Source organism: Legionella saoudiensis (assembly GCF_001465875.1).
In the GTDB taxonomy this organism is placed as follows: Bacteria; Pseudomonadota; Gammaproteobacteria; order Legionellales; family Legionellaceae; genus Legionella; species Legionella saoudiensis.
On the sequence record NZ_LN901323.1, the window covers coordinates 463,398 to 488,567 of the forward strand.

The window sequence follows — 25,170 nt, forward strand, 5'->3', positions numbered from 1 at the left end:
TTTAGCGCTTTCTTGTTTGCACCTTGGTATATACTTATTTATTTTGTGGCAATGAACTTATATATTCATGAGTGCTTGGCATTATGGTGATTTCCTAAAATGAGGAAGGCAAAATGAATCTGACAGAATGGTGGTTAGCATGGGGCGCAGAGCTTGATGAGTTAGCGACCAAAGTTAGCGACTCTCAGACAGAGTCTTGGCTTGCGGCTCGGGCTATGATTGCCGAAGGAGCCCAGATTGAGGCTAATTTTTTGTGGGGATTGCACTATGCAGCTAAGATTAATGCCGCTGCTGAAAAATTGGGAGCTCCTTTTTATAACCAAGAGGCTGGGAAACGAATGCATTTACCCAGTATTGGTTCTCCTGAAACCTTATTATTTGCCCTAACTTATTATCATCATTTACTGCGCTATCAATCAATTAATCAGGGCAACTCTTTAGTTTTAGCTCAGATTCTTAAAGAACAACCTGGCGTTAACTATGCGGCAAAGGAGCTCAAAAAACGTCTTGATGAGTATTGCCAGGCACCAGAACACATTGCCGCAGTACAAGCAACATGGCCCGAAACGGCACAGCTACCGGGACCTGGTTTATTGGTGCAAGTAGAACAATGGCTTGCTACAGAACCCATAGTAGACAAATTGCTGAAACAATTGGAGCAGGCCACAGGTAAAATAGTCGGGGAATTTGATGTCGAATGTGAAAACATCAATACGCTGTTTACCAAAATAGGCAACTTATTAGAAGGTAAAATGGCCTCATTAAGGGAAATTACTGCTTATAAAAAACTCATCGAATTATTAAACGAAGATACGCTACTACCTAATGATTTAACCGAGCCCAATAGTTTAAAAAATAATTATCCCGACTTTGCTGAATACTGGCTGGCTTTAAATGAACATATTCCTCCTATCAGTAAGAAAAAAGCACTGAGTATTACTGGGGTACGAACGGTGATTGGGGTGACGCGTTTTGCGTTAGGGATGTTAAGCTCGCTAACGCAGACGGTTGTGGGACATTTTACTCCGCGCTATGTAAATGAGTTGGCGACCAGTGCAGTAAATGCTGTGGGTAATTTTGCTTCTGCCCTAACCCCCGCTTCAACTTTAGAACAGCGCAAAAAGTTATTAATCCAGCATGCAGAGCAAATCATTGCTACTTCAGCAGCCTCATTAAATTGCCAACAAGATGCTCAAATTGGTGCTCATGATTTTAAACGATTGAGTGCAACCGAAGTAAATGGTTTGGTTGATAAGCTGTCTTTAGTACAACGTTTGCTTACCTTAAAGCAATGTTTAGCCATTTATCAAATAGAGCATACAACTGGTTTTGCCAAGTTTTCATTATCGAGTGTCTTAAAACCGATCACTGAATTATTAAGTCATACATTTTTACGACCCTTAATGTTTGACACGATATTGCTGGTGCTGGAAGCTGAGCAATTAGAGCAGCAGGTTAGTGAGCTTATTACTACGGCTAAATCTGAAGAGGAGCTGGACCCTAAAGTTTTAAAGACGCGATTGGTTAATACATTGAAGGAAACGGAAATAAGGGTCAGGTATGTTCCGAAAAATAGTAAATTTATTTTTTTTAAAGAGGAAAGTGAAAAGGCGTTAAAAAACTTTACTGAGGTAGTTAAGCATACGTTAAATAGCCCGCTGTAACGGGTAGGCTGGGCTTCAGCCCAGCCTATAGTGATAATCCATGTGGTGGCGTTTTGAATTAGATGGATAAACTTTCATAAGCATGTTCTAAAGCCATTACTTTTTTTCGGGTGTTAGTGGGGAAAAAACACACGTGATCATTAATCCATTTAGACAGACCATTGTAATGTCGGTTAATAAACGCATGGTTCTCTGGCGCCTTTAATTGCGTACGCATTTTTTGCGTAAACGCTTCTAGTCCTTCGCTGCGCGCCTCTGGTATTTGGTTTAGAAAGCTTATGGTTGATTCATATAAAGCAACTGTAAATTTATAGAGTTTTTGCGCTTTATCGGCGCGGTCAGGATCCACTGCCTTCTGCCCTTCTTGTTGTTGCTCAATTTCTTCTAACATGCTTATCGATTTTAATTCTAAGTCTTTTAACGCATCATAAATCTCATTATATTTTTGCTGGTGAGGGTCTTTTTTCCTGCCATCGGAGATGTGCGCGACTTCGGTATATAATTGATTACTTAGTTGGCCTAGTTGATTTTTCATCTGAATAAGTGTTGAGGGCATTGGCGTTGGTGACGGCAAGGGTTGAGGTTCTGGAGATGAGCTCGCCTCCTCGCTGTCTGCGGGGATGGGCTCTTGGTGAGGCGTTTGACGATACATTCTTGCAAAAAATTCGCCGTCAGCAAGTAATTCTTCCGTAGATTCTTCCTGGGTTTTGGGGTATTTATTTTTATAATGTCGGACCTTATCAGCAAGGACGAGCAGCCTGGAGGCTACATTTTTTAATGCTTTATCCATCTGGTTTTGTAATTCAATTTTATAAGCAATACGCATCACATTTTCATTGGCTAAATCAATGGTTAATAGCTTTTGTTGCATAAGATGTAAGTCTTGCTGGACCACTGCATAAAGTTCATTAAATGTTGCGAAGGTACGGTCAAAGTTTTGCTTATTATTAAAAAAGTTTAAACCAAGCTCCTGGATTTGGGAGGACAGGGTAGTGCATTGTCCTTGTAAGGAAATGAGTCCATGAATTAAATGACCAAAGTGCGCGATAAATTCCGCCGAGGCAAGCAACTCTTCATCGCTATCAACGACCATAAACTCTTCTTTAGTTTTTGATTTGTGTAGTTTGCTGTTGACAAAGCATGGCGCATGAACAAAGACTTTATGGATTAAGTTTAATGCATCATGGAGCTTTTTCTTATCATCGTTATATTGTTGTTTTTGGATTTTATAGTCTGGGTTGGTTAGTTTTTCAGGTTCGGGTCGAGCTGCCACATTGCGGGCCCAGTTAATAAAGGCAAAAAGCTCGTCTGGTTGCATAAATGGCTTACCATGTAAGATGGCTGTGGGGTCTTGAGCTTCTAAAAAATAGTTGGATAACCCCATGATCCAGTTATGGAAGATGGAGTTAGGTAAATCAATTTCATGTTTGCTTTTAAAGATTACCCCCCATTTTTCCACATCGACATATTTTTTGCGCAGAATGTCTGCTTCTAGTTCGCGATGAGTTACGGTTCCAATTAAATCATCATATTTTTCAGGAACTATAATTCGCACCATCAGGCGTATTAGCTGATTATTTGTATCCAGACAGGCTTTTCGCGCTTCTTCTACCATATCTCTTAAGGACATTGATTCTTTGTGTTTTTCTAGCTCTTGTACGGCGTATTTTAAGGGAGTATATACATCCATTAAGCGGCTAAAATGTTGGCTGTGTTCTGTATTTTCTATAGAGGCATATTGGTTAATAAAACTAATCAGCGCATCGAGGTAGGTAATATCATATTCATAACCGGCAAAGGCCAGGCATCTGTTTTGTAAGATATTTAACAAATAGGATAAAACCCCTCCAGTAATATCATCTTTATGAGGTAAGTCATGATAATATTCTTTAAGCTTTAAAATGGCATCGAGAACATATTGCTCGTATAGGGTAAGTTGTACGGGAGCCTCCGGAGGGGTACTGCCAATATCATCGAGTTCATCTGGATTGTAATGAAGTGATTCCACCGTTTTATTATCTGCTTTAAATTGAAAAATTTGGGGTAATGCAGGAATTACAGCACCGGTAGAAATACTTAGATTTGCTAAATGTTTTTTATGGAGTTTATTGATGACTTCCATTTTGGCTTTGTGTTTTTTTTCTTCATAGGCAATCCAGTCTTTATGCACAATTTGGACAATTTCTTTTCCGGCAAAATAACCACCAACACCTACTGCTGCTGCGACAAGCACTAAGGCTTCTGCAACTTGAGGACCGGGTTGGGCAAGAGCCATAGCGCTAACGCTACTTAAAATCCCTGTCATGTCTGTTCTCCTTAATCGCTAACATTGTCGAGGTGACTAAATGTTGGCCATGGAATATTAATTACAATACCGCTGTTTCTAGCCTGATGCAAGATAACTCGCCCCTCAAGGTGAACCCTAAATCAATTCGTGTTTTTATTAGTTAGCTTAATGAGTTTAATGCCTAATCCTAAGCAAGAACCACAAGAAATGTTTTGAGTTAAACCTAGGTCTGTCCTTAGGATAAATTAAGGATATCCATGATCGCCCACCAGTTGTCCTTGATTAAACTTGCATTATTTCAAATATATGATCCATAATCTTTAGCACCCAACGGTAGCAAGAGGCTACTTATGAACTCTAAATCAGCTCAAAAAGTTGTTGATGATTTGTTGTTTTTGGCCGGTGTCACACCCAATGGCAAAGAGCCTTGGGATCCGCAAATTCATAATGAAGAATTTTATACCCGCATTCTCAATGATGGTTCCTTAGGGCTTGGTGAGTCTTACATGGAGGGATGGTGGGATTGCGCCCAGCTGGATCAATTTTTTGATCGCATCCTTACAGCTGATATTGAAAATAAAGTGAAATTGAATCAGTGGTTATGGCCGAAGTTAATCTTGTTGCGTTTGATTAATCATCAATCGAAAAAACGATCACTTATTGTTGGGCAAAAGCATTATGATTTGGGCAATGATTTATTCCAGGCCATGCTCGATCACCGCATGAATTATACCTGTGGCTACTGGCATAATGCCACTGATTTGGATATGGCACAATGGAACAAATTAGAATTAAGTTGCCGTAAATTAAAACTTAAGCCTGGCATGCGGGTTTTAGATATTGGTTGTGGCTTTGGTTCTTTTGCTAAATATGCCGCAGAAAATTATGGTGTTTCTGTAGTTGGTGTCACCATTTCTAAAGAGCAACAGGAATATGCTCAAAAAAATTGCGCCGGCTTGCCAGTAGAAATCCGTTTTCAGGATTATCGAGAAGTGCAAGAGCGTTTTGACCGCATTGTTTCTTTAGGTATGTTTGAGCATGTGGGTTATTTGAATTACCGCACCTATATGCAAAAAGTATCTGATTGTTTGCAAGATGATGGTTTATTTTTATTGCATACCATTGGCAATAATATAACTACCTCGTTTTGTGATCCGTGGATCAATAAATATATTTTTCCTAATGGTATGCTGCCCTCTATGCGTCAAATTAGCAAGGCGGTTGAAGGTTTATTTGTGATGGAAAATTGGGTTAACTTCGGTGCTTATTATGACAAGACGTTAATGGCTTGGCATGCTAATTTTGAACAGCATTGGCCAATGTTGCAATCTCGATATGACGGACGTTTTTATCGTATGTGGCGTTATTATTTATTAGCCTGCGCAGGCGGTTTTCGTGCACGCTCTATGCAATTATGGCAAATTGTTTTATCCAAGCATGGGGTGCGTGGTGGCTATGAAGTGCCTTTATTTGATGGGATTGAGCATCCTGATCTCCTGTTTGTGAAATTGCCATAGTTTAGTTACAAGCAATTAATGGTTCTTACTTAAGAGAAATTGCAGCCTGGCACACGATGCCGTAGCTCGTATTATGCTTGCGCTAATACGGGCTACAATTCCTATAAATACCGTAGTAATCAGTCTACTATTTTTATGGCGTATTACCTCTTTGACTATCTAAGCTAGGCAAAAGATCTGTTAAGTTATTAAGTACAGTATGATAAGGCAAGTCGCCCTGGCAAAATTTCTCTAAAGTGCTGATAAACGCTTCTTTGATGAGGCATTGTTCTTTGTCCGGACTTGTTTCAGGACGCAGCGAAAAAAAACGATTAGGAGTGTCAGGTTGGGTCGAAGTTTTAACGCGCAGGTTTTGCACCAGAGGTAAAACAAACTGGGCGAAATCAGCAGGGGCATAATTCGTTAAATTATCAATTATTTGTTTACGTAAAAAAGTATTTTCTTCAAGTCTAATTAATAATTCCTCAATTCGTTGGATGATGTGCGGTAGTAGAGCAGCGTTAAATTTATCATCAGGAACCGTTAAGAACTTTGCAAATAGCGGCAAAATATACATGGCATCTATTGATGAATCGTGTTGCTTAGCGCGTAATGAGGTTAAGCTTGCAGTCATGTTGAAGTGGGGCTCTAAATTCAACATCGCTTTAAATAATAGTTGATAAGTCATGGGAAGCGCTGTAAAAGAAGCTGAGGCGAAAAGGCCTTTTTCTAATTCCTCTTGATAGATATGTAGCACTTCTTCAGGTGTTTTTTGTATAAAAGGAAGGGAGGAAGCTGATGCCGAACTTGTACTGCCACTTGTTTGTGCATCTAATGTTATAGACTGTATGTGAGTATCGGCAATGTAATAACCTATGCAGGGCAAAGAAGCTTGCGCAGTAATAACCGGAGGTGGTGATTCGAAATAGCGACGGGTTAAAGCCTTATCAATAAATGCCGTGACCATAGGCTGATCCCAGAACTCTAATAAAGTCAAAGCTAAAGCCCATAAATCTCCGCGTTGGTTTTTTAATAAAGTGTCGCTATCCGGTGCGTCTTTGGCAAGTGGACGGTAAGGGGCCAAATAACGTTGATCTTTGAGGATGGACGCGCATTTTAATTTACACTGTGAGTCCAAATAACTCACGGCACCTAGATCTGAAAAAAAGGCTGAGCCCGTGCTGGTAAATAGAATATTAGCGGGCTTTATATCATTAATTGCAACATTTTGTGCATGAATTTTCTCTAATGCTTGGAGTAGCTGCTGGGCAATGTAATCAAATAATTGCCTTTTTTCGACTACGTTTAAAAAGTCCATTTTGTTAATCATGCTATTGCCATTTCCGAAGTCGGCAAGAGGCAAAAATTGATAAAGTTGAATTCCTGCAAGAGTTTTAAGTATGGCTACATCTTCCGTTAAGAGAACACAACCATGAAGGTTTTGTGTTTTTAGCAGGGCATGGGCTTCTAATTCAGTCATAGTATCGAATAATACTTTGCCTCGTGGTAATGATTTATTCGGTATGCTTTGGCTTAGTTCTTCTTTGCTTAAAATGGTTCGTACCGCAAAAAATTGTCCTTGTTCATCTTTCGCTAAGCGAACCGAGGAAAAAGTACCTTGGCCTAGGCGAGAAACCTGAGCGAAGCCTGTATCTAGCTTCGGGCCCAAAATTCTTTTCGCTAATAAAGGATAGGCTGTTTGTAAGGTAATTTGTTCCTGAGGGGATAGAGTAGAAAGAATATAAAATTTTTTTTGCTCCCCGGTGTTGCGAATAATCGTAACGGATGAATCTTGATCAGAATATTGAGCTGAGCAAGAAAATATTGGCGGTAATGAGGGGCTTTCTTGATCGTCTGAACTCTCTAAATTATCTGACTCTACTGGAGGGGCAGATGTGCTTCTTTTTAATAATCTAGGTTCTAAATGTGGGTAGGGTCCATTAAGTGCTTGGGGCGTATCCACAAGAAAGGAAAAAGAGGTTCGTCTTTGTGCTGTGGGGCTGGCATTAACCAATGGAGCATAGGCTGGCTCTACATGTTCATGTTGAGCCAGTTGTGCGTAATGTTTTTTTACACCCGGCATTTTTTACACCTTAATTTCTAGCAAAGATAACCCTGTGTTTTTTGCATTAGTACATTTGATTATAATGAGCTTGTATAAATAGTGAAGTACCCGCGTAAATTATTTCTAATTGGTGATTTTTTGTAAAGAGTGGTTATATGGGGTTATATATAGTGTTGGGGGCTTGTTTACTACCAGTAATGAGGAGTGTTTTATGGCGTGATTTTTCACCGCGTTTTAAAAGCACCTGTCGTGTAGAGACTTCAAAGAGTTGGGCTATAAATTTTATGAGCGCTGCATTGGCTCGGCCTTCTATGGGTGGTGCTTGCAGGCGAATCTTCAATGCATTCCCATGCAAGCCGGCAATTTCGCTATGTTTTGCACCTGGTTGTACGTACACATTAATGGTAATCAAACTTCCATCCTGCTGGTACCAACGATTAGCTTCGTTGCAATTCATTAATATCCCAAGCCTTTGTTTTTAGGGAATATTTTTTCATAATCTTTAAATTTGTTTCATCGCGCATAATAAAATATTGTTGTGATGGCGCATAAGACAAAATAGGATGTGAATGAACATGTATACTTTTTAATAAGGCGTCTAAAGGTAGCTGTTGTTCATCAGTGCCAGCGGTAAAGGAAGGACTTTTAACTGCAAACAGAATGCTATAGGTCCTTTTTAAATTCTCACTGGTTAAAAAGTCTTTATTTTTAGAATTCGTACCCTGCAAGCGCATTCCATGATCGCCATGAATAACAATAATACTATTTTGTGCTGCTGGATTTGAGGACAGAGTTGATAACAAATTATCAATTATCTTTTGACTGCATTGTACTTGCTCTTTATAGCCTTGTAAGCGGTCACTATTTTCACCCACGAACTCACAGTTTTTGTCAAAAACATAAGGCGAATGAGGGATAAGTAAATGGATAAAATAGGCGTTACCAGGCTGTACTGTTTTAAAAAGCTTTTGTACTTCTGGAACAACGCGCACAGCGGCACTTGCCGGCGTTATGGGCTGCGCGGTTTTAGTATGTAAGGCAATGTACTTCCATATAGGCAGGTTTTTGAAAGAACGAAGCATGTCCTGTAATTTTAATTCAATAAGCACGCCATTTAATAATGCGGCTGTACGCACGCTTAACCTACTTTGTTCAGGAACAAATTCATTAAAATGATAAGTGAGGCAATAACTTAAAGGCAGGTTGCTCTTGTTTTTGCATAAATCCAAATAGGCAGTTTGCACCACGTTTAGGTGATATCCTTGTTGAGCGAGGAGCTCGAATAGTTTATTTACTCGCACACTATTCTCATTTTCACCCTCTGATTGGTAATACTTATCAAGATCTTCAACGGATTTAAAATTTAAAAAACTGCTAAATGAACCAACGGTAAAGTTTTCCCGGGAATAGGCTTGAGGATAGATATGAAAGCCTTGATGGATGTACTTGTTTTCTAATTGTTGATTATACGAGTCTTGAGCATACGGGAGTGCATCAAAACTGGCATGCTCATCTAAAATAATATGAATATAAGGCGGCAAAGATTTATTTTCTTCACTGTTTATGGCGGTTTTTTGAGTAGTTAAAAAAGGAGTGTTAAAGAAGGGTTTTGTAAAAAAAGCCCCTGCCCAATAAATACTTAAAACCAAAACAAATAATGTATCGAGTCGAAACCGGGTAGATTCTCGGCTCATAATAATATAGAAAACTGCACTGACGGATAATACAAGAAAAAGTAAAATATATCGGTATGGGATGGTGTGAAGCGGGCTAAGTTGCAGCTGGCTTAAGACAAAAAAGCTTACGATAAGAGCTAACATTATGCTGCGCATAAGTGTATTGCCGGCAATGATAAGTGCTCCATAACCAATGCCGATAAGAGTGAGAATTGCATAGCCAATAAACGTTTCCATGCGCATGAAAGGTAACGCATGGCATTGAATAAAGGCGGTCAAGATTGCAGTGAGAAATAAGGGCGGGATGCACAAATAGCGCCAATTTCGCTTGATTGCTGAAATAATATTCATGTTAGCATTGTTCCATCAAAAAAATTGTCCTACAGGTTTCCGCAATAGTTATTTCTTCTTTAATTTCATAATATTTTGAAAAGGCATTTTTGAACTGCTCGATATGGTAAGCATCAAAAATGTCAACGCGATTTCTTAATAAGCGTTGTACCTGCGTATCCTCTTTGGCGACAAACTCGATGATTAATGTTCGCCCTAGGCTAGAAAAATACTCGGCAATGTAATGAAAAGGAATATGATGCGAAATGGCAAGATGATGTATTAATGCTAATGCAATAATTAAATCAGCCTCTCCTCGCTCTTTTAATCCCTCGCGCTCGTTTTGCCCCCAACCCATCATGGTACTAGGATTAGTCAAATTTTGTAGCAAAGGGAGAAGTTTGGTTTTTTTATGTTGTTTATTCCGCAAATAATTTTGCTCAATGGCCAAGACATCTGAATCAAAGGTAATCACATCCGCTCCCGTTTGGGCTGCGATGTGGCTATAAAAACCATCGTTACCGCCTAAATCCCATACGGCTTGCGGTTTAACCCGTTCCGTTAATTCACGAACAATATCTATTTTGTGCTGATGAGCTTTTTCTGTGTAGTTCGTATTTTGATAATAATCAGACCATTCCGATTCTTTTTGGGATATTTTTAAACGCTTAATTGCTGATGTTAAATTCGATAAAATCCCAAACAGGCCCATTTTAGAGATCGAACCTTTAATCTGAGTTTTGGTATCATGGTATTTTTTTTGTGCTTTAGCATGCAGATGGATGTGGGTATATAAGGATAAAGAGCATTTGCTTTTTAAAGGCAATAATTGGCTTGCTAGATCCAGTGGGATCCCATCACTAAATTCTTTGGTTAACAGCCCTAGTCGCAAGTCTTTCTTGGCCATCAAAGCTAAAGGAGCTAAAAAGTGCATGCAAAATTGCTTATAGGCAGGCCAGAGCATCCCTTCTTCATAAATATCAAAAGAGCCAGTATCAATAAAAATAGGTTTTCCATGATGGAATTGTACATTATACGCGGAGGCATCTTTTAAAATCATGCCATGCTCTAATGCTAGACGGGCGATTTCAAGAGTTAACAGGGCTGCATCTTTTAACTGTGAAAAACACCACTCATAGGGATAAGAGATGAATTTAATTTGCTCAGGACGGATAACTGCTTCCGCATTGTTATCTAATGCCTGAGTTAGGGGCACCTCTTCGTGCGGGATCAAATAATGTTTCGATTGTAAAAGCGCATACAGCCCTGATTGCATCAACTTTTTATAGGCATCAATGCCTTTAGAGCTGAATTGGCGAAAGACTACTTGGTCTCGTTTATAAATTTGACTACAGGGGTCACGATAGGAAGAGCGAACATGCTTTGCAGCACATAGGTCATTCTGGCTCATCAAAACTCACCTGCTCATCTTTTGCTTTAGGGAAATATTTGTTTTTTAAATTACCGATAAAGGTTTTAAACACATAAAAGAAACCAGCAATGGATGCAATGGCTGTTTGTATAATTAAACTTCCTGAACCTGGATCCAAGTAAGCATAAGCGTTTGAGATCCCCATGAGGAACAAAAAAGTGATCCAAGCAAATTTCATGCGCAAATTCCTTATCGTAAAATTTGCAAACAAGTCTAACAAGATATAAGTCGCTGAGCAAATTAAATTTAGTGCTATTAAGAGGCTTACGGTTAGCTGGGTAAGCTAACCGTGAGAATAGGGAACGTTGCTCACTCAGTTGAGGCTATTGGCATAAGCAGGTTTGACTTTGGTTGTATTTTCATGCCACTGAACTTTTTTAAAGCCCCTTTTACTGTAGGCAAAATTTGTTCTTCAATGTATAGGGAGAAAGCATAGGCTAACAAAAAAGCCACCATACTACTTAAACTAGTAGCAATTAATGCCGTACTAATAGGTGAATAACCCTGTTGTTCTCCAAAATTTAAAATAAAACATAATAAAGAACAAAAAATAGGAAAATGAACTAAATATAAGGCAAAAGAGATGCGGCCAAGAAATTGTGAGATTTTAGACGAAAAAAATTGCCTCATAGAAGGGGTAATTAAAGCAAGAACAAATAGCAAAATACTAAATTCAAATCGTTGATTACTCAAAAGTATGTGGTGCTTTCGCATGACGCTGTGGTAGTAGAAGTAAATTAAAGTACTTACCACAGCAATTATTGATGTCTTTTTCATTGCCTCTGAGATGTTGCGTTCGGAGAAGTAGCGATTATTTTTTACAATACAAAATAAATCACATAGAAGAACGCCCATAATAAATAAAAAATATAATTGTTGGGCACCTGTAAGCGAGTATAAATAACTCAACAAGAGAGGGTATAAAAGAAATCGGAGGTTCCAGGTGCCAAATAAGGCAAGAAATGAAAAAATTAAAAATGAACCAGTAAATTCTAAATAGATAGTCCAATAAACTGCACCAAAAAGCGAACAATTTGACTGTAATCCAAAAGGAAGCTCTACAAATGTGAATTTAAGCATCTCTATTAAAGAGAAGGGTTTTGCATAAGCACCTACATAAGCATTTATATTATACATTAAATGAAATTTGTTAAGAAAATAAGGTATTAAGGTGGCAAAAAAAACCGGAATTAATAATCTTAGGTAGCGATATTGAGCCGCTTCTTTTAAGTAGCTATTATTTTGCGTACTAAAAAACTTATAACTTAATGAAAAACCGCTAATAAGAAAAAAAAGAAAAATAGCAAGTTCACCATCGAGGAAAAAACGTAGCGGTGTTTTATATAAATAAAACTCGGTAAATTCAAATTTTCCTCTAAAGGGGATAATAAGATGAAATAAATAAACAGCTAATGCTGCCCATCCACGCATACCATCTAAGAAGGATAATTTACTTTCGCTCATTTATAAATCCGCATATTCGACGAAATCCTAGTATAAGCTTTCTATTTGCGCAATCAAGGTTTATTATTTCCAGCTTACGCAATAGAAATAATCGCCCCAACGTAATTCAGCTTGGCTTCCTTTTGATATTGACGTTACTCCTGCCGGAGTTCCTGTATAAATAATATCGCCTGTTTTTAAGGGAAAAAATTGGCTAATGTAAACTAATAAAGCTTCTGGATGCATCATCATTTCGCAGCCTTGGGCACATTGGCGCAGCGAGCCATCAATGCTTAATTGAAACGCTGTTTCCATATAATTAGTAAATTGTTGATAGAGAATCCAGGGACCTAGGATTGCCGCATCTTTAAATACCTTGGAGGTAGTCCAAGGATGTCCATGTTTTTTTAATGCAGATTGACGTGTTCTTAAGGTCATATCAAGCCCAAGGCTAAGATGGGAAATGGCACTTCTAGCCTCCTCAATACTCATCCGATAACCATCATGGGCTAAACGCAGCACTATTTCGCATTCGGGCTGCACGGCACTATCTTCACTAGGAAAATTAAGCTGCAACTGTTCACCCCAATGTGTGGCTTGACGCAATACACTTGCTGGCTTTAAGAATAAGACAGGCTTTTCGGGCATGGTCTCACCTAATTCTTTGGCATGCTCAAGATAATTTTTTCCGACACAAACTATCTTATCAATAGACATATTTTTATACCTTCATTTGGTGGGGCTCCTGTAGCTTAATTATTTTTCCATAAACTTACCAAAGAAGCATTAAAAAAGTTTACAGGTAAGTCTGATTCTGGTCATTATTTGAGCATCCCGGGGAATGGTGATAAAATATATATATGGATTAACATGGAGAGCCTTATGGGCGAGTCTAAAAGCATAGATAATTTATTCAATGCTATTAATGAATATAATGAAAGCAAGAACAAAGCGAAAAAGCTTAAGGACATTGAAAGTAAGGCCAACAAAGTAATTAAAAAACATAACACTCTCAATTTAATTTATGAGTCGTTATCCTTTTTTGCGGTTAATCCTCTGCAAGCAGCAATAGGCTCTCTGGAAGTATTCAAATTATTAATACGTCTTGGTGCAAACCCTTTTTTTGATTTTACGCCAGAACAGGGGCCACCAATAGACATTTTGGCAAACAAGTATTTTGCTTCGCATTCGAATATCGAGGAACGCGCAACCTTTGAATGGTTAATGACTGCCCAAGATAGCCCTATATTCACCTGGAACAAGTTAGCTGAGAATTCGCAGTTCTTCCAAGAGTTTGTAACCTCGAACTTGATTCCTAAAGAGCTGCAAGTTAATGAGTTGCCTATACATGTAGCGATTCAAGCAGGCCGTATTGACTTAGTTAAAGAAGTGCTAAAAGCTGCAGGAAGCATGCAGGCGGCAGGCGATGTCAATCGGATGAGTATTCTTAGTTCAGCCATTCAGGCGGTATTTTTAGGGCAAGAAAATGCTATGGAAATACTGCTGTATCTGCTGAGCGAGGGAGCAAGTACTCACAAGTCCAATGGGTTAAAATTACTGCCGATTATGCAAGTGCTTACTTCCCGGGTTTTCCTGCTGTCCAATGGGCAAGAAAAACTTGCATCGACCCTAGTGAACTTGCTGCTTGAACATGGCGCAACATTAGAGGTGACCAATCCTCATAATAGTCATAACCCTTTGATGACGGCAATGAGTATGGGGTATAACTCATTGTTTAATTTCTTCTTAGATAAGGCTGATGCCACCACTTTAAATCATCGGGCAAGCTCAAAACCTTATTATTTGCTCTTTCAATTATTTGATGAGTATGAAAATAGATTAGCTGGTTTGGAGGTTTTAAAACTGTTACCAGAGCTAAAAAATAAAGGCCTGAAATTTGATAAGACTATTGATTATATCTCTCCGGCAGATCCATTTAATGCTCGTGCATCTGAAGAACAAATAGAAGTATATGCTTCAAATATGTCGGTATTGCATTTTTATGTAGATAATTTGAGTCATAAAAGAAATGAATTTTTCCCCTCTCTGGATAAACATTTTAAATTAATTCAAGCCCTTATCGTAAATGGTGTTAATCCTAATACCAAAGCAACCTTCACTTTTACGAAAGAAGAGCGGGTCGAAGGGGACTATGAGCGCAAAAAAGTTAAAGAAACTCTGGAGCTTACTGCAGCTGAATATCTTAGAAAAATAGCAGATAAAGTTATTGGCTATGATACGGATGCTTATTTGATTAAAGCCTATCCTGAAGAAAACGAATTTTTAAAGCAAATTAATTACAAAAGCAGAGATGCCCAAATAGAACTACATAAAAAGTTCCACCAATTTAGAAACCTGGAGCGTGTGCTATCCGGAGAGAAACCTTTGGTATATTCCGGTTTACCCGATATAAGAAAAATTGAGCAATTGGCTTTAAAACAACAGGCGTCAGTCGAGGAACACTTACCGGATATGGAGCCCGATAGGATTGAAGGAAGCTTACTTAATGCCAGAAATTTAAAAAGTCATGAGGCTTGGAGGGAGCTTAAAAAGTCGCTGGTAGACTATGTTAAAAGCGCAGAATCATTACAAGATTTTTTAGAGCGAGTAGACCAGTTTAAAAAACCACTGCAACTTCATTTTGAAGTAACTACTAATGCCAAAGGAGAAGTCATTAGTTCCGGTTCCTGGGTTTATCGCCTCTTCCATTATTTTGATCCTTATAAATTTCCTAGCTCCTGGGAATCAGTAAGAGCCTTTGGACAAAAGACTTATGGTATAGACATTAACATCCAATATAAGCAACCTACACTGGAGTTTTAAGGGATTAGCGTAGTCTTGGGGAAAGGCTGCGGGCCTAATCAATATTTATGGGTAGAACAATGTTAGGGGCCGGTCCTATTTATGGGATAATAAGTTTTCTTGATTTAAAGGAATATGCTAATCATGTCTGTTTTTGAGCTTAAAAGCTATGTGGATAAAACTTTTACTAATCTAAGCATAGAAGATGCTGAACTGGAGCATATTGAATTTCAAAATTGCCAATTCAAGCAATGTAAATTTTCTGGGGTTATTTTTAACAAGGTAAAGTTTACTGAGTGTGATTTTGAACACTGCGATCTGTCACTGGCAAAATTTCCTTCCTGTAAATTTTCAGAAGTTACATTTAAGGATTCGAAGCTTGTAGGAATCAATTGGACCGAATTAAGTTGGCCGTTAGTGAAACTTACGAGCCCTTTGTATTTTTATGCCAGCAATATAAGCCACTCCAGTTTTTTTGATTTGGAGCTGGCGGATTTAATTGTAGAAGAGTGCAAGGCGCATGATGTTGATTTCAGAGAAGCTAATTTAAATCATGCAAGCTTTGTGAATACAGACTTACAGAATAGTTTATTCATGCATACCAGTTTAAAACGCGCTAATTTTACTGATGCCATAAATTACGATATTGATATACATAATAACACCTTAACCGAGGCTCGCTTTTCATTCCCAGAGGTTATTGGATTGCTTAATCACTTAGATATAAAAATTACTGGCTGGCCTGAGGATTTTGAATCTTAAAAAGCGGCGGCAAAGCTACGATTGTTTCTATCAGTGGTGTATAATAAAACCACAATACTCCTGGAGATGTATCCTAATGAAGTCATCGAAGAATGTTTTGGTAAAGAAAATTTCTGAGGCCGCAGAGATTCAGTCATGTCTTGCCATCCGCCATAAAGTATTTGTAGAAGGGCAAAATGTTCCGGCCCATGAGGAGGTTGATGGTCTTGATCCAAAAAGCGAGCATTATCTTTTGTTTCTTAATCAACAGCCTGCAGGTACTGCCCGCGTTCGCTACATTGAAGACTTTGCTAAAATTGAGCGCGTAGCGATTTTAGATGATCATCAAGGCCAGGGACTAGGGCATGTGCTGATGAGTTTTATAATTGAAAGCATCCAAAAAAATCAGCAGGTTAAAAAAGCAAAGCTGGGGGCGCAATCTTATGCAATTCCTTTTTATGAGAAATTAGGTTTTGTCGTTTGTAGTGATGAATATCTGGATGCCAATATCCCACACAAAGACATGCAACTAAGTTTTTAAAATAATACCTGTTGCTGCAACGAGATTTTTCTTAAATGGCAATTCCAGGAAACCTTAATTACATTTCTGGCAGTATCAAAAACTAGATTTATAAAAACCTGCTGGGCTTTCCCAGTGTAATCCTTCATAGGATATGTAATTTATTAAAATTACATAAACTGCCGTCATTGCGAACCAAGTGAAGCAACCCAGTACTGAGTTTTAACGAAGTATTATTCTGGATTGTTTCGCCAAGACTCGCAATGACGAAAATTTACATTACACCGTGAATATTAACTCCCCAGCAGCTTAAAAAATTACGGTTTGCAATAATCAATTGCTTGATTATAAAGCTCCGTACCTTTTACCATTAAACCAGCCGCCACTGTGGCTGTAATTGCACGAGGAACCGCCGCTCTAAAGAAAAATCCCATGCGTGCCGCACTGCTGGCTTTGCTATCTTGATTCAAGATATCTTTGGCATGCTCAAGATAACTTTTGTTTAAGCCTGGCGTTGTTAACCCCTCCTGTTTGCGGTAGCGCAATTGATTTAAGGGTGAACTCAACATCCCATAGGCCCCTGCTATGATTAACATAGCCCAAGGTTGAGCATATTGTTTTTCAACTCCTTGCTTTTGTAAGGATGCAGATAACATCGGTATAGCAGTCATATAAACAGATGACCAAAGCCCCTCTCTTAACATCACACTCATCGCACCGCGGAAAAAAGAGCTGTAGCCATGATGGGTACGCATTTGCTCCGCTGTCTCTTTTAATGATGAGTTCTGCGTCAATTGTTTATTTTGCGCCAAAGCCTCAAACGGCGTACATACAAATCCAGAAAGACTCCCTGCAGCAAATGAGGTAAATAGCTCATACCATTGCGAGGTTTCTGTGGGCGATTTACTCAGTAAGGCTTTAAAGGCAAAGGTGGTGGCATAGCCAGGAACCGCCGATAAAGCATAAGCTCCTGAGCCGGAAAAATAGTTTCCTCGAGGCATTTTTTCACCTTTATAAACGTGGTTTGTCCATTTTAAGAACGGTGTTATTAAGGCCATTACTCCTGCGCCTAAAATAGGGCCTTTTACCCAAGGAGAATCAGCAATCTTTGCCAAGAATGATGTTTTTTCGGTTTTTTCTTTCATGATCCAATCCTCAAAAATTAAAACGAGTATATTGTTCATCTGACAGATGATCTACGCCTGGAAGGGCGCAGATGGAGTTCCTACCAGGCGTACGTCTCGTAGAGGAGAATCACAAAAAAAATAGATAATAAAAGACCAACTACCTGAGAAGGCAAAGCAGCGAGGTTATGATGAAATGCTGAATTGGTCATTTAAAATCTGTAACGTATTTATAGTGGTCTTTCAGGCTATCATTCATACACTTTTGTTGCAAGTGCAAAATAGACATATTTTTATTATTTTAAAAATGAAATCTTGAGGGTATAGGTAGAGAAAAGGAGAAGCGCGCATAGACGTGCGCGCTTAGAGAACATTTAAAAATTACGCTCGGTATCCCATTGTTTCCTGAGAATGATGATCCATTGCTGCTTCAACACCCAGTTGAACGGCACTGGCAATTGGCCGGGTAATAAGACTAACCAGACTAAAGAGTAAATTTAAACTTTGCGCAATATCGGCAGAGACACTTAGAGCTAAACTGGAAATAGCAAGATCAAATTCCTCTTTCGATGCATCATCGATCAATGATGTTGTTTGTTGTTGCTTCAATGACCATAAGTACATTGCCTTACTTGCAGAGCAAATGGCATTGATTAAATGAATTATTGAATCAATAGCAAACATAGTTTCTAAATAAGAATCAATAACCGGCGTCCCCAGAAAAGCCATTAGGTCAGATTCTTTTTTGTTAACATTACCTAAAATATCAACATAAGTGCATTCTTGAATTGGAGTAAACATCGTGAAAAACCGATGTTTGGTGGAAGTGAATAGTTCTTCTTTTGTCGTTTCAAAAATAGGTTTGATAATTTGTGGCATTTTTGACTCCCAGAACATGAAAGCGTTAAAATTGAGCACATTGTAAACTAATTTCCTTAAGAATTTATTAAGAAGAATTTTTTTGCGTAAAGAGTTGGTTTGTTTTTCCTCCAAAAGCGCAGATAACCCCGTAAAATGTTGAGTGGCTTATCAGAAAGTGCTAGTGAATTAGCATGGTAGAGTTATTTAAAAATTATCATTTAGTTTTTTTAAAAGTTGTTTCATTGAAAGCTTTTCCTCTTCTTTAAAGCCACTTAAAGCCCACTCATTTAATTCAAAAGCGCATTGCTCAATAATTGGTTGGCAACTTCGTCCCTTTTCGGTCAATTTAATTTCCATAGCTCGTCTATCTGTGGCACTGGGCGTTCTAATAATCAACCCATCGCGCTCCATGCGATCTAATGTTCTAACCGCGGTTGGCTGCTCGATACCAATTTGTTTATACATTTCAGCTTGAGTTAAACCATCCTGTTGGTAAAGTGCCATTAAAAAATAGGTATAAGCATCCGTAAGCCCATAAGGCTTTAACAGCTCATTAGCCCGTTTAATTAATAGACGACTTGCTTTTTTGATCAGGGTTGATGAATACATTTTTTTCTCGCATTTACATAGCTTGCTATATATTAGCAAGCTATGTAAAATTAGTCTAGTTTACTAACAAGGGGTTCATAATGATTAAGCAAGCAATTTTTCAGGTAGATGCCTTTACTTCTACCTTATACATGGGTAATCCTGCCGCTGTTTGCCCCTTAGAATCATGGTTAGATGACAGGTTAATGCAGCTTATTGCCAGAGAAAACAATCTATCTGAAACCGCTTTTATTGTTCCTGATGGGGCGCATTATCAAATACGCTGGTTTACCCCAAATACAGAAGTTGACTTATGTGGGCATGCTACATTAGCGAGCGCGTTTGTCTTATTCGAAGTGTTAGGACATCAAGGAAAAGAAATCCTCTTTAAAAGCAAGAGTGGGATTTTAACGGTAAAGAAGGAAGGGGATTTGTTACAGATGGATTTTCCAGCCCTACCATTTACGAAGATAGACCCCAGTGCCGCACTTATTGAGGCTATAAAAATAACTCCCGACGAGGTTTATCAAAGCACCTTTGATACCTTATGTATTTTTAATGATGCCGAACTCGTTAAACAGGCAAAACCTGATTTGAATGCATTAGCCAATATAGCATGTCGCGGCATTATTTTTTCAGCGCCTGCAACTGAGTCGGATGTTTATTCACGGTGTTTTTATCCTGGCTGTGATGTTCCTGAGGATCCGGTGACCGGTTCAGCACATTGCGTTATTGCTCCTTATTGGTGCGCACGCCTCAATAAGCAAAAGATTCATGCCCGTCAAGGTGGCAGTCGTCAAGGAGAGCTTTGGTGTGAGTTGAAAGGTGAGCGCGTGCTATTATCGGGATACAGCCAATTGTATTTAGAGGGTAAAATTCAAATCCCTTCCACCCTATAATGTTTTATTTTCAACCAGTAGCCTTGGCCCTATCAAGGCTGCAATTGCTAGCTAAAATAAATAGGCAATAATTTTAGCTCATTCGGACTACATGAATTTAATAAATTGGGTATGGATAAAAAATAATTTAACTGGAGGGGGAAATTAGTTTATTTCTTGAAAGTGGCTCCCCGGACAAGACTCGAACTTGTGACCTAATGATTAACAGTCATCCGCTCTACCGACTGAGCTACCGGGGAATATGTGCGAATCTTAAAACGATTCTGTGCATTGGTCAAGCATATATTGTAATAAATTTTTGGATATCTTTATTTTTGATTTTTTGTTTTCCAAAAAGGAAAAAAATCGTTCTTTTGGGTGGGCAAATTGGTTTGCAACGGTCTCTTGGCCTCAATCAAAATGTAGGCTGGGCTGTAAAGCCCAGCAGCAGAGCTTGAGCTTATTTTCAGTGCTGGGCTTATAGCCCAGCCTACGAGTGCTTGTCCGCGGGACGTAGAAGGGTGGGTATTATTTACAAAAGCGCTCTAGTCTATCCATGGCGTCTTTGAGTATTTCCATGCTGGTTGCGAACGAGAGGCGGATGCAGCCTTCATTGCCGAATGCGGAGCCGGGGACAAGGGCAACGCCTACTTCGGTTAATAATTTTTCAGAAAACTCTAAGTCATTGGCATAACCGCGTTTGTTGATTACTTCTTGAACACTGGGGAAGATATAGAAGGTGCCATCGGCGGGAATTACCTCAACGCCTGGAATTTTTTGTAAGCGGTCTGCAACATAATCATGGCGTTGGCGGAAGGCTTCAACCATTGATAGAACGGTTTCATTACCACCATTTAGGGCTGCTACCGCGGCGCGTTGTGCAATAGAGCAGGGGTTTGAAGTGGATTGCGATTGAATGGTTTTCATTGCATTCATTAAGGGTAGAGGGCCTGCAGCATAGCCGATGCGCCAGCCAGTCATGGCATAAGCTTTAGATACGCCATTTAACACTACGGTGCGCTCATACAATTCAGGGCACGCGTTTAGAATGTTTACAAAAGATTGACTCCAAAGGATATGTTCATACATATCATCAGTAGCAATAATAATTTGTGGGTGTTTTTTCAAGACTTCTGCTAATGCCTTTAATTCCTCCAGGGTATATGCTACTCCCGAAGGATTCGATGGACTATTTAAGAACAATAAACGTGTTTTAGGGGTAATCGCTGCTGCTAATTGCTGCGCATTAATTTTGTAACGTTGTGCGGGGGTGGTTGGAATAATTACGGGCACACCGTCAGCCAATAACACCATATCAGGATAAGAAACCCAATAAGGAGCGGGGATTAGTACTTCATCACCTGGATTTAATAAAGCTTGGCATAGGTTATAACAGCTTTGTTTACCGCCTACCGAAACTAAAATTTGATTTACCTGATAGTCCAAACCATTATCTTTTTTGAACTTATTCTTAATGGCTTCTTTTAATTCCGGAATACCGTCTACTGCTGTATATTTGGTGAAACCTTTATTGATCGCATTAATCGCCGCTTCCTTGATGTATGCAGGTGTGTCAAAATCAGGTTCACCAGTGCCTAAGTTAATCACATCATGTCCCTGCGCCCGTAGTTGGGTAGCTTTAGCTGCTACTGCCAATGTTGGTGATGGTTTCACTTTTTGCACGCGATTTGCTAATACGATATCCATTTATTACTCCTATGAGATATACTTATACGTATGAAAGATTTGTTCAAAATTTATGCCAATTATCAGCCTGCCGGTGATCAGCCAACAGCCATTGCCTCATTAATTGACGGCTTAAAGTCTGGTTTAGCCAAGCAAACCCTTTTGGGGGTTACTGGCTCAGGTAAAACATTTACTATTGCCCATGTAATTCAGGCTATGCGGCGTCCCACATTAATTATGGCGCCGAATAAAACCTTAGCGGCACAGCTCTATGGCGAGTTTAAAGCCTATTTTCCTGATAATGCAGTAGAATATTTTGTTTCCTACTATGATTATTATCAGCCAGAGGCCTATGTGCCTTCTTCAGATACCTTTATCGAAAAAGACTCATCCATTAATGAGCACATCGAGCAAATGCGGCTTTCAGCTACGAAAGCATTAATTGAACGTAAAGATGCAATTATTGTTGCTACGGTGTCTGCAATTTATGGCTTGGGTGACCCGGATTCTTACCTGCGTATGGTATTACATCTTTCCCGTGGAGAACAATCTGAACAACGTAAAATTTTAAAACGTCTTGCCGAAATGCAATATACGCGTACGAATATGGCCTTAGAGCGAGGGCAATTCCGCGTCCATGGCGATGTAATTGATATTTTCCCGGCCGATTCTGAGCGGATGGCGATTCGCATCGAGTTATTTGACGATGAGGTCGAAAATATAGCTCAATTTGACCCCTTAACTGGGGAGGTGATTCAACGCTTACCTCGAGTTACTATTTTCCCTAAAACACACTATGTGACTCCGCGAGAGCGTATTTTGCAAACGGTGGATTGGGTAAAAGAGGAATTGCAGGAGCGACTGGCTGAATATAATGCGCAAAATAAGTTAGTGGAAGCACAGCGCTTAGAACAGCGTACCTGTTTTGATATCGAGATGATGTTGGAGCTTGGCTATTGCTCAGGAATCGAAAACTATTCGCGTTATTTATCGGCACGCAATGCCGGAGAGCCACCGCCAACCTTGTTTGATTATCTACCTCCAGAAGCTTTATTGATTATTGATGAATCCCATGTGACGGTACCTCAAATTGGCGGCATGTATCGTGGAGATCGTTCGCGTAAAGAAACTTTGGTGCAATACGGTTTCCGCCTGCCGTCAGCATTGGATAATCGTCCCTTACGTTTTGAAGAATTTGAAGGGCGCTCACCCCAAACAATCTATATTTCCGCAACTCCTGGCCCTTATGAGCAAGAGCATTCCGATAATGTGGCTGAACAGGTAGTTCGCCCTACCGGGTTAATTGACCCTGAGGTGGAAATACGCCCGGTTCGAACTCAAGTTGATGATTTAATGTCTGAGGCACGTCAAGTAATTCAGCAGGGGGCGCGAGTTTTAGTGACGACGCTAACTAAGCGTATGGCAGAAGATTTGACCGACTATTTAAATGAACATGGAATAAAAGTTCGTTATTTGCACGCGGATATAGATACGGTTGAGCGAATGGAAATCATCCGGGATTTACGCTTAGGAGTTTTTGATGTGTTGGTTGGTATTAACTTACTGCGTGAGGGCTTAGACATGCCTGAGGTGGCTTTAGTTGCTATTCTCGATGCGGATAAAGAGGGCTTTTTACGTTCCGATCGCTCTTTAATTCAAACCATTGGCCGTGCTGCCCGTAATGTGCAGGGTCGTGCAATTCTATATGCCGATAAGATTACGGGTTCTATGCAACGTGCATTAGATGAGACGAGCCGGCGTCGGGAAAAACAAAAAGCATTTAATGAAGCTCATGGGATTACTCCCAAAGGAATTAATAAATCCATTACTGATATTATGGAAGGTGCTTACGTCGGCAAGCGCAAAGAGGCTGTGGCTGAGCCTACTCCTGAGTATTTGCACTGGTCTACTCAAGAGTTGGTAAAACATATTAATACCTTAGAAAAGCAAATGTATGTGCATGCTAAAAATATGGAGTTTGAGGCGGCGGCTAAGGTGCGGGATCAGTATCTTTTATTGAAGGAGCAATTGCTTAAGGGTGATGCTGCGAATTAAAACAGTCAATACCTTAAGTATAGGCCATCTATGCTTGAGCACTACTGGACTAAAGTTTGACAAACAATAAAAAAAATAGAAATAATTCGGCCCTGTTTTTTGCACCAGGTTGGTTATCGTGATCTATCATGCTCCAGAACCTAGTAAATTACCGTCACCCCATGAACGGCATCCTTTATTTAACTTTTCAGCCAAGCCGAGCTGGCTCGATGGTTTTTTAGCTAAGTATGCTTTACCTTCTCAGAGCGAAGATTTTAGCGCTCTGTTTATTGAGGAACCAAGCCAGTTTGATGATGGGATGTTGCTGCATGAGCATCATAAGGTAGTCACTTTCGATGGCGCACAACTTGATACATTGGAAATAAGACACAAAGTACAGCAAGAGCTCGAGCCGCAATATCAAACTTTTATCATAAACTTTAATTGCAATTTTAAAGTTTATGAGCAATCGCTAGTCGAAATGCAGGAAAATGCACGAGACCTGCAAACGAATGTCATTGGTTTTAATTATCGGAATGTGGGGCGCAGCAAGGGCCAGGTTCAGCTCATGACCCAATTAATTATCGATGGCATTGCCCAAGTGCAGCGATTATTAGATCAAGGCATTTCTCCAGAAAATATTACATTAAATGGCTTATCCATTGGGGGAGGGGTAGCTACCTGTGTAGCCTGGTATTTTCACCAGCAGGGCCTGAAGGTTAATTTATTTAATGATCGTTCCTTTTCCTCAAGCTTAAAACTTGTTTTAAGTCATTTGCAGAACATACCTATTCTTGGTGGAGTACTTGGTTTTATCTTTACACTCCTCGTGTGTAATTCGGCCTGGTATGCTCCTATTGCGGAACTGTTTCAGGAAATTCCCCAGGAGTATCGTGATTACATGCTGGTACGCACGCCTCGTAGTAAACGCACGACGCAAACCCAAGATGACTGTGCCATTCCTCATGAAGGTTCCTTGCATCTTGGTTTAAGAGAACAACGTAGAAAAATAAAAGGAGCACTTGATCAACAAATTATGGCCTATAAAAACGAAGAGGGTGCTGATAGCAAAATCATCAATGAGCTACAGGCTGTGAAATCAGCGGAGAAGGAAAAAGCACGTAACCGAAAAATGGAGGCGCCGGTTACTAATATTGGCGAAGACTCTGCACATACTATGGCAAAAAAGTATTTATTTAACCGTCGCGGCCTTTCTGCGGATACTTTTTTTAAGAATTTTGTACATCGGTCGCATGAGGAACATGGCATTAAGCCGATAAAATGTAGGATTGGTTAAAGAAGGTAGCCCGATAGGCATGGATTTTGAACCCTGAGGTTCAAGTGGGTGACGATTGCATCGGTTCAGGCTTCCCATTCCAGATGGGCTTGCACAACACCGACTGCAGGATGCCTCCCATGCTGTTAGCATTGGTTCGAAAATCACTCCCCACCGGGTTAGTTTAAGTATAACACTGTTCGCTTGAATAATGTCAAGAAATCGTGGCCTTTACTTAATAAATAAACAAGCGCACTATACCGTATC

The 25,170-nt window shown here is 39.6% G+C and carries 20 protein-coding genes, 1 tRNA gene and 1 other RNA gene; 8 read left to right on the top strand and 14 right to left on the bottom strand.

Features of this window, described 5'->3' with window-relative positions; genetic code table 11:
- Positions 1-113 precede the first annotated feature (113 nt).
- A complete protein-coding gene (locus tag BN3124_RS08220; RefSeq protein ID WP_058534315.1) occupies positions 114-1,664 on the top strand; it encodes a hypothetical protein in 1,551 nt (516 codons plus the stop codon).
- A gap of 58 nt (positions 1,665-1,722) precedes the next feature.
- On the opposite strand, the gene BN3124_RS08225 is transcribed toward BN3124_RS08220, so the two are convergent.
- The gene (locus BN3124_RS08225) at positions 1,723-3,969 is read right to left on the bottom strand and encodes a hypothetical protein (RefSeq protein ID WP_058534316.1); all 2,247 of its coding nucleotides are present in this window, start codon (positions 3,967-3,969) and stop codon (positions 1,723-1,725) included.
- Positions 3,970-4,301: 332 nt separating this feature from the next.
- Here BN3124_RS08225 and cfa point away from each other — a divergent pair, with 332 nt between their 5' ends.
- Positions 4,302-5,468 carry a cyclopropane fatty acyl phospholipid synthase gene (gene cfa / locus BN3124_RS08230; protein ID WP_058534317.1) on the top strand — a complete coding sequence of 389 codons (1,167 nt, stop codon included), beginning with the start codon at positions 4,302-4,304 and terminating at the stop codon, positions 5,466-5,468.
- Positions 5,469-5,601: 133 nt separating this feature from the next.
- On the opposite strand, the gene BN3124_RS08235 is transcribed toward cfa, so the two are convergent.
- The 7 genes from BN3124_RS08235 to BN3124_RS08265 form a co-directional block, all read right to left on the bottom strand.
- Complete coding sequence (locus BN3124_RS08235) at positions 5,602-7,530, bottom strand: protein kinase domain-containing protein (RefSeq protein ID WP_058534318.1); 1,929 nt, start codon at positions 7,528-7,530, stop codon at positions 5,602-5,604.
- 133 nt (positions 7,531-7,663) lie between these two features.
- Complete coding sequence (locus BN3124_RS08240; RefSeq protein WP_058534319.1) at positions 7,664-7,969, bottom strand: DUF167 domain-containing protein; 306 nt, start codon at positions 7,967-7,969, stop codon at positions 7,664-7,666.
- Entirely contained in the window at positions 7,950-9,539 is a 1,590-nt protein-coding gene (locus BN3124_RS08245) for a sulfatase-like hydrolase/transferase (RefSeq protein WP_058534320.1), read from the bottom strand. The genes BN3124_RS08240 and BN3124_RS08245 overlap by 20 nt, the downstream gene beginning before the upstream one ends.
- A gap of 1 nt (position 9,540) precedes the next feature.
- Positions 9,541-10,929: a hypothetical protein gene (locus tag BN3124_RS08250; protein ID WP_058534321.1), complete on the bottom strand. Its 1,389-nt coding sequence runs from the start codon at positions 10,927-10,929 to the stop codon at positions 9,541-9,543.
- A complete protein-coding gene (locus BN3124_RS08255) occupies positions 10,916-11,128 on the bottom strand; it encodes a hypothetical protein (RefSeq protein WP_058534322.1) in 213 nt (70 codons plus the stop codon). Before BN3124_RS08255 ends, BN3124_RS08250 begins: the two co-directional genes overlap by 14 nt.
- Positions 11,129-11,259: 131 nt before the next feature.
- The gene (locus BN3124_RS08260) at positions 11,260-12,414 is read right to left on the bottom strand and encodes an acyltransferase family protein (RefSeq protein ID WP_058534323.1); all 1,155 of its coding nucleotides are present in this window, start codon (positions 12,412-12,414) and stop codon (positions 11,260-11,262) included.
- A gap of 63 nt (positions 12,415-12,477) precedes the next feature.
- Positions 12,478-13,110 carry a fumarylacetoacetate hydrolase family protein gene (locus tag BN3124_RS08265; RefSeq protein ID WP_058534324.1) on the bottom strand — a complete coding sequence of 211 codons (633 nt, stop codon included), beginning with the start codon at positions 13,108-13,110 and terminating at the stop codon, positions 12,478-12,480.
- 165 nt (positions 13,111-13,275) lie between these two features.
- Here BN3124_RS08265 and BN3124_RS08270 point away from each other — a divergent pair, with 165 nt between their 5' ends.
- The 3 genes from BN3124_RS08270 to BN3124_RS08280 all read left to right on the top strand — a co-directional run bounded on the left by BN3124_RS08270 (position 13,276) and on the right by BN3124_RS08280 (position 16,477).
- Positions 13,276-15,216: an ankyrin repeat domain-containing protein gene (locus BN3124_RS08270; protein ID WP_058534325.1), complete on the top strand. Its 1,941-nt coding sequence runs from the start codon at positions 13,276-13,278 to the stop codon at positions 15,214-15,216.
- 123 nt (positions 15,217-15,339) lie between these two features.
- Complete coding sequence (locus tag BN3124_RS08275) at positions 15,340-15,957, top strand: pentapeptide repeat-containing protein (protein ID WP_058534326.1); 618 nt, start codon at positions 15,340-15,342, stop codon at positions 15,955-15,957.
- A gap of 76 nt (positions 15,958-16,033) precedes the next feature.
- Positions 16,034-16,477 (top strand): GNAT family N-acetyltransferase, encoded by a 444-nt coding sequence (locus BN3124_RS08280; protein ID WP_058534327.1) that lies wholly within the window; start codon positions 16,034-16,036, stop codon positions 16,475-16,477.
- A 296-nt stretch (positions 16,478-16,773) separates the two neighbouring features.
- Here the strand turns inward: BN3124_RS08280 and BN3124_RS08285 are convergent, their stop codons facing one another.
- The 3 genes from BN3124_RS08285 to BN3124_RS08295 all read right to left on the bottom strand — a co-directional run bounded on the left by BN3124_RS08285 (position 16,774) and on the right by BN3124_RS08295 (position 19,050).
- Positions 16,774-17,601: an MC/SLC25 family protein gene (locus tag BN3124_RS08285; RefSeq protein WP_058534328.1), complete on the bottom strand. Its 828-nt coding sequence runs from the start codon at positions 17,599-17,601 to the stop codon at positions 16,774-16,776.
- A 360-nt stretch (positions 17,602-17,961) separates the two neighbouring features.
- Positions 17,962-18,459 (bottom strand): hypothetical protein, encoded by a 498-nt coding sequence (locus BN3124_RS08290; protein WP_058534329.1) that lies wholly within the window; start codon positions 18,457-18,459, stop codon positions 17,962-17,964.
- Positions 18,460-18,645: 186 nt separating this feature from the next.
- Positions 18,646-19,050, bottom strand: a complete 405-nt coding sequence (locus tag BN3124_RS08295) for a MarR family winged helix-turn-helix transcriptional regulator (protein ID WP_058534330.1) — start codon at positions 19,048-19,050, stop codon at positions 18,646-18,648.
- 80 nt (positions 19,051-19,130) lie between these two features.
- Here BN3124_RS08295 and BN3124_RS08300 point away from each other — a divergent pair, with 80 nt between their 5' ends.
- Positions 19,131-19,928, top strand: a complete 798-nt coding sequence (locus BN3124_RS08300) for a PhzF family phenazine biosynthesis protein (protein ID WP_058534331.1) — start codon at positions 19,131-19,133, stop codon at positions 19,926-19,928.
- A gap of 163 nt (positions 19,929-20,091) precedes the next feature.
- Here the strand turns inward: BN3124_RS08300 and BN3124_RS08305 are convergent.
- Positions 20,092-20,167 (bottom strand) — tRNA-Asn (locus BN3124_RS08305).
- A 268-nt stretch (positions 20,168-20,435) separates the two neighbouring features.
- Entirely contained in the window at positions 20,436-21,614 is a 1,179-nt protein-coding gene (locus tag BN3124_RS08315; RefSeq protein WP_058534333.1) for a pyridoxal phosphate-dependent aminotransferase, read from the bottom strand.
- Between the two features lie 30 nt (positions 21,615-21,644).
- On the opposite strand from BN3124_RS08315, the gene uvrB reads away from it, so the two are divergent.
- The gene (uvrB, locus tag BN3124_RS08320; RefSeq protein ID WP_058534334.1) at positions 21,645-23,648 is read left to right on the top strand and encodes an excinuclease ABC subunit UvrB; all 2,004 of its coding nucleotides are present in this window, start codon (positions 21,645-21,647) and stop codon (positions 23,646-23,648) included.
- Between the two features lie 118 nt (positions 23,649-23,766).
- Complete coding sequence (locus BN3124_RS08325; protein ID WP_058534335.1) at positions 23,767-24,924, top strand: hypothetical protein; 1,158 nt, start codon at positions 23,767-23,769, stop codon at positions 24,922-24,924.
- A gap of 3 nt (positions 24,925-24,927) precedes the next feature.
- Here the strand turns inward: BN3124_RS08325 and ssrS are convergent.
- A non-coding RNA gene (ssrS, locus tag BN3124_RS16840) (6S RNA) lies at positions 24,928-25,087 on the bottom strand.
- Positions 25,088-25,170: the final 83 nt, after the last annotated feature.

Bases quoted from the DNA above. Each gene is read 5' to 3' on its own strand.
- BN3124_RS08220 (WP_058534315.1), top strand. From the start codon at position 114: ATGAATCTGACAGAATGGTGGTTAGCATGGGGCGCAGAGCTTGATGAG.
- BN3124_RS08225 (WP_058534316.1), bottom strand. From the start codon at position 3,969: ATGACAGGGATTTTAAGTAGCGTTAGCGCTATGGCTCTTGCCCAACCC.
- cfa (WP_058534317.1), top strand. From the start codon at position 4,302: ATGAACTCTAAATCAGCTCAAAAAGTTGTTGATGATTTGTTGTTTTTG.
- BN3124_RS08235 (WP_058534318.1), bottom strand. From the start codon at position 7,530: ATGCCGGGTGTAAAAAAACATTACGCACAACTGGCTCAACATGAACAT.
- BN3124_RS08240 (WP_058534319.1), bottom strand. From the start codon at position 7,969: ATGAATTGCAACGAAGCTAATCGTTGGTACCAGCAGGATGGAAGTTTG.
- BN3124_RS08245 (WP_058534320.1), bottom strand. From the start codon at position 9,539: ATGAATATTATTTCAGCAATCAAGCGAAATTGGCGCTATTTGTGCATC.
- BN3124_RS08250 (WP_058534321.1), bottom strand. From the start codon at position 10,929: ATGAGCCAGAATGACCTATGTGCTGCAAAGCATGTTCGCTCTTCCTAT.
- BN3124_RS08255 (WP_058534322.1), bottom strand. From the start codon at position 11,128: ATGAAATTTGCTTGGATCACTTTTTTGTTCCTCATGGGGATCTCAAAC.
- BN3124_RS08260 (WP_058534323.1), bottom strand. From the start codon at position 12,414: ATGAGCGAAAGTAAATTATCCTTCTTAGATGGTATGCGTGGATGGGCA.
- BN3124_RS08265 (WP_058534324.1), bottom strand. From the start codon at position 13,110: ATGTCTATTGATAAGATAGTTTGTGTCGGAAAAAATTATCTTGAGCAT.
- BN3124_RS08270 (WP_058534325.1), top strand. From the start codon at position 13,276: ATGGGCGAGTCTAAAAGCATAGATAATTTATTCAATGCTATTAATGAA.
- BN3124_RS08275 (WP_058534326.1), top strand. From the start codon at position 15,340: ATGTCTGTTTTTGAGCTTAAAAGCTATGTGGATAAAACTTTTACTAAT.
- BN3124_RS08280 (WP_058534327.1), top strand. From the start codon at position 16,034: ATGAAGTCATCGAAGAATGTTTTGGTAAAGAAAATTTCTGAGGCCGCA.
- BN3124_RS08285 (WP_058534328.1), bottom strand. From the start codon at position 17,601: ATGAAAGAAAAAACCGAAAAAACATCATTCTTGGCAAAGATTGCTGAT.
- BN3124_RS08290 (WP_058534329.1), bottom strand. From the start codon at position 18,459: ATGCCACAAATTATCAAACCTATTTTTGAAACGACAAAAGAAGAACTA.
- BN3124_RS08295 (WP_058534330.1), bottom strand. From the start codon at position 19,050: ATGTATTCATCAACCCTGATCAAAAAAGCAAGTCGTCTATTAATTAAA.
- BN3124_RS08300 (WP_058534331.1), top strand. From the start codon at position 19,131: ATGATTAAGCAAGCAATTTTTCAGGTAGATGCCTTTACTTCTACCTTA.
- BN3124_RS08315 (WP_058534333.1), bottom strand. From the start codon at position 21,614: ATGGATATCGTATTAGCAAATCGCGTGCAAAAAGTGAAACCATCACCA.
- uvrB (WP_058534334.1), top strand. From the start codon at position 21,645: ATGAAAGATTTGTTCAAAATTTATGCCAATTATCAGCCTGCCGGTGAT.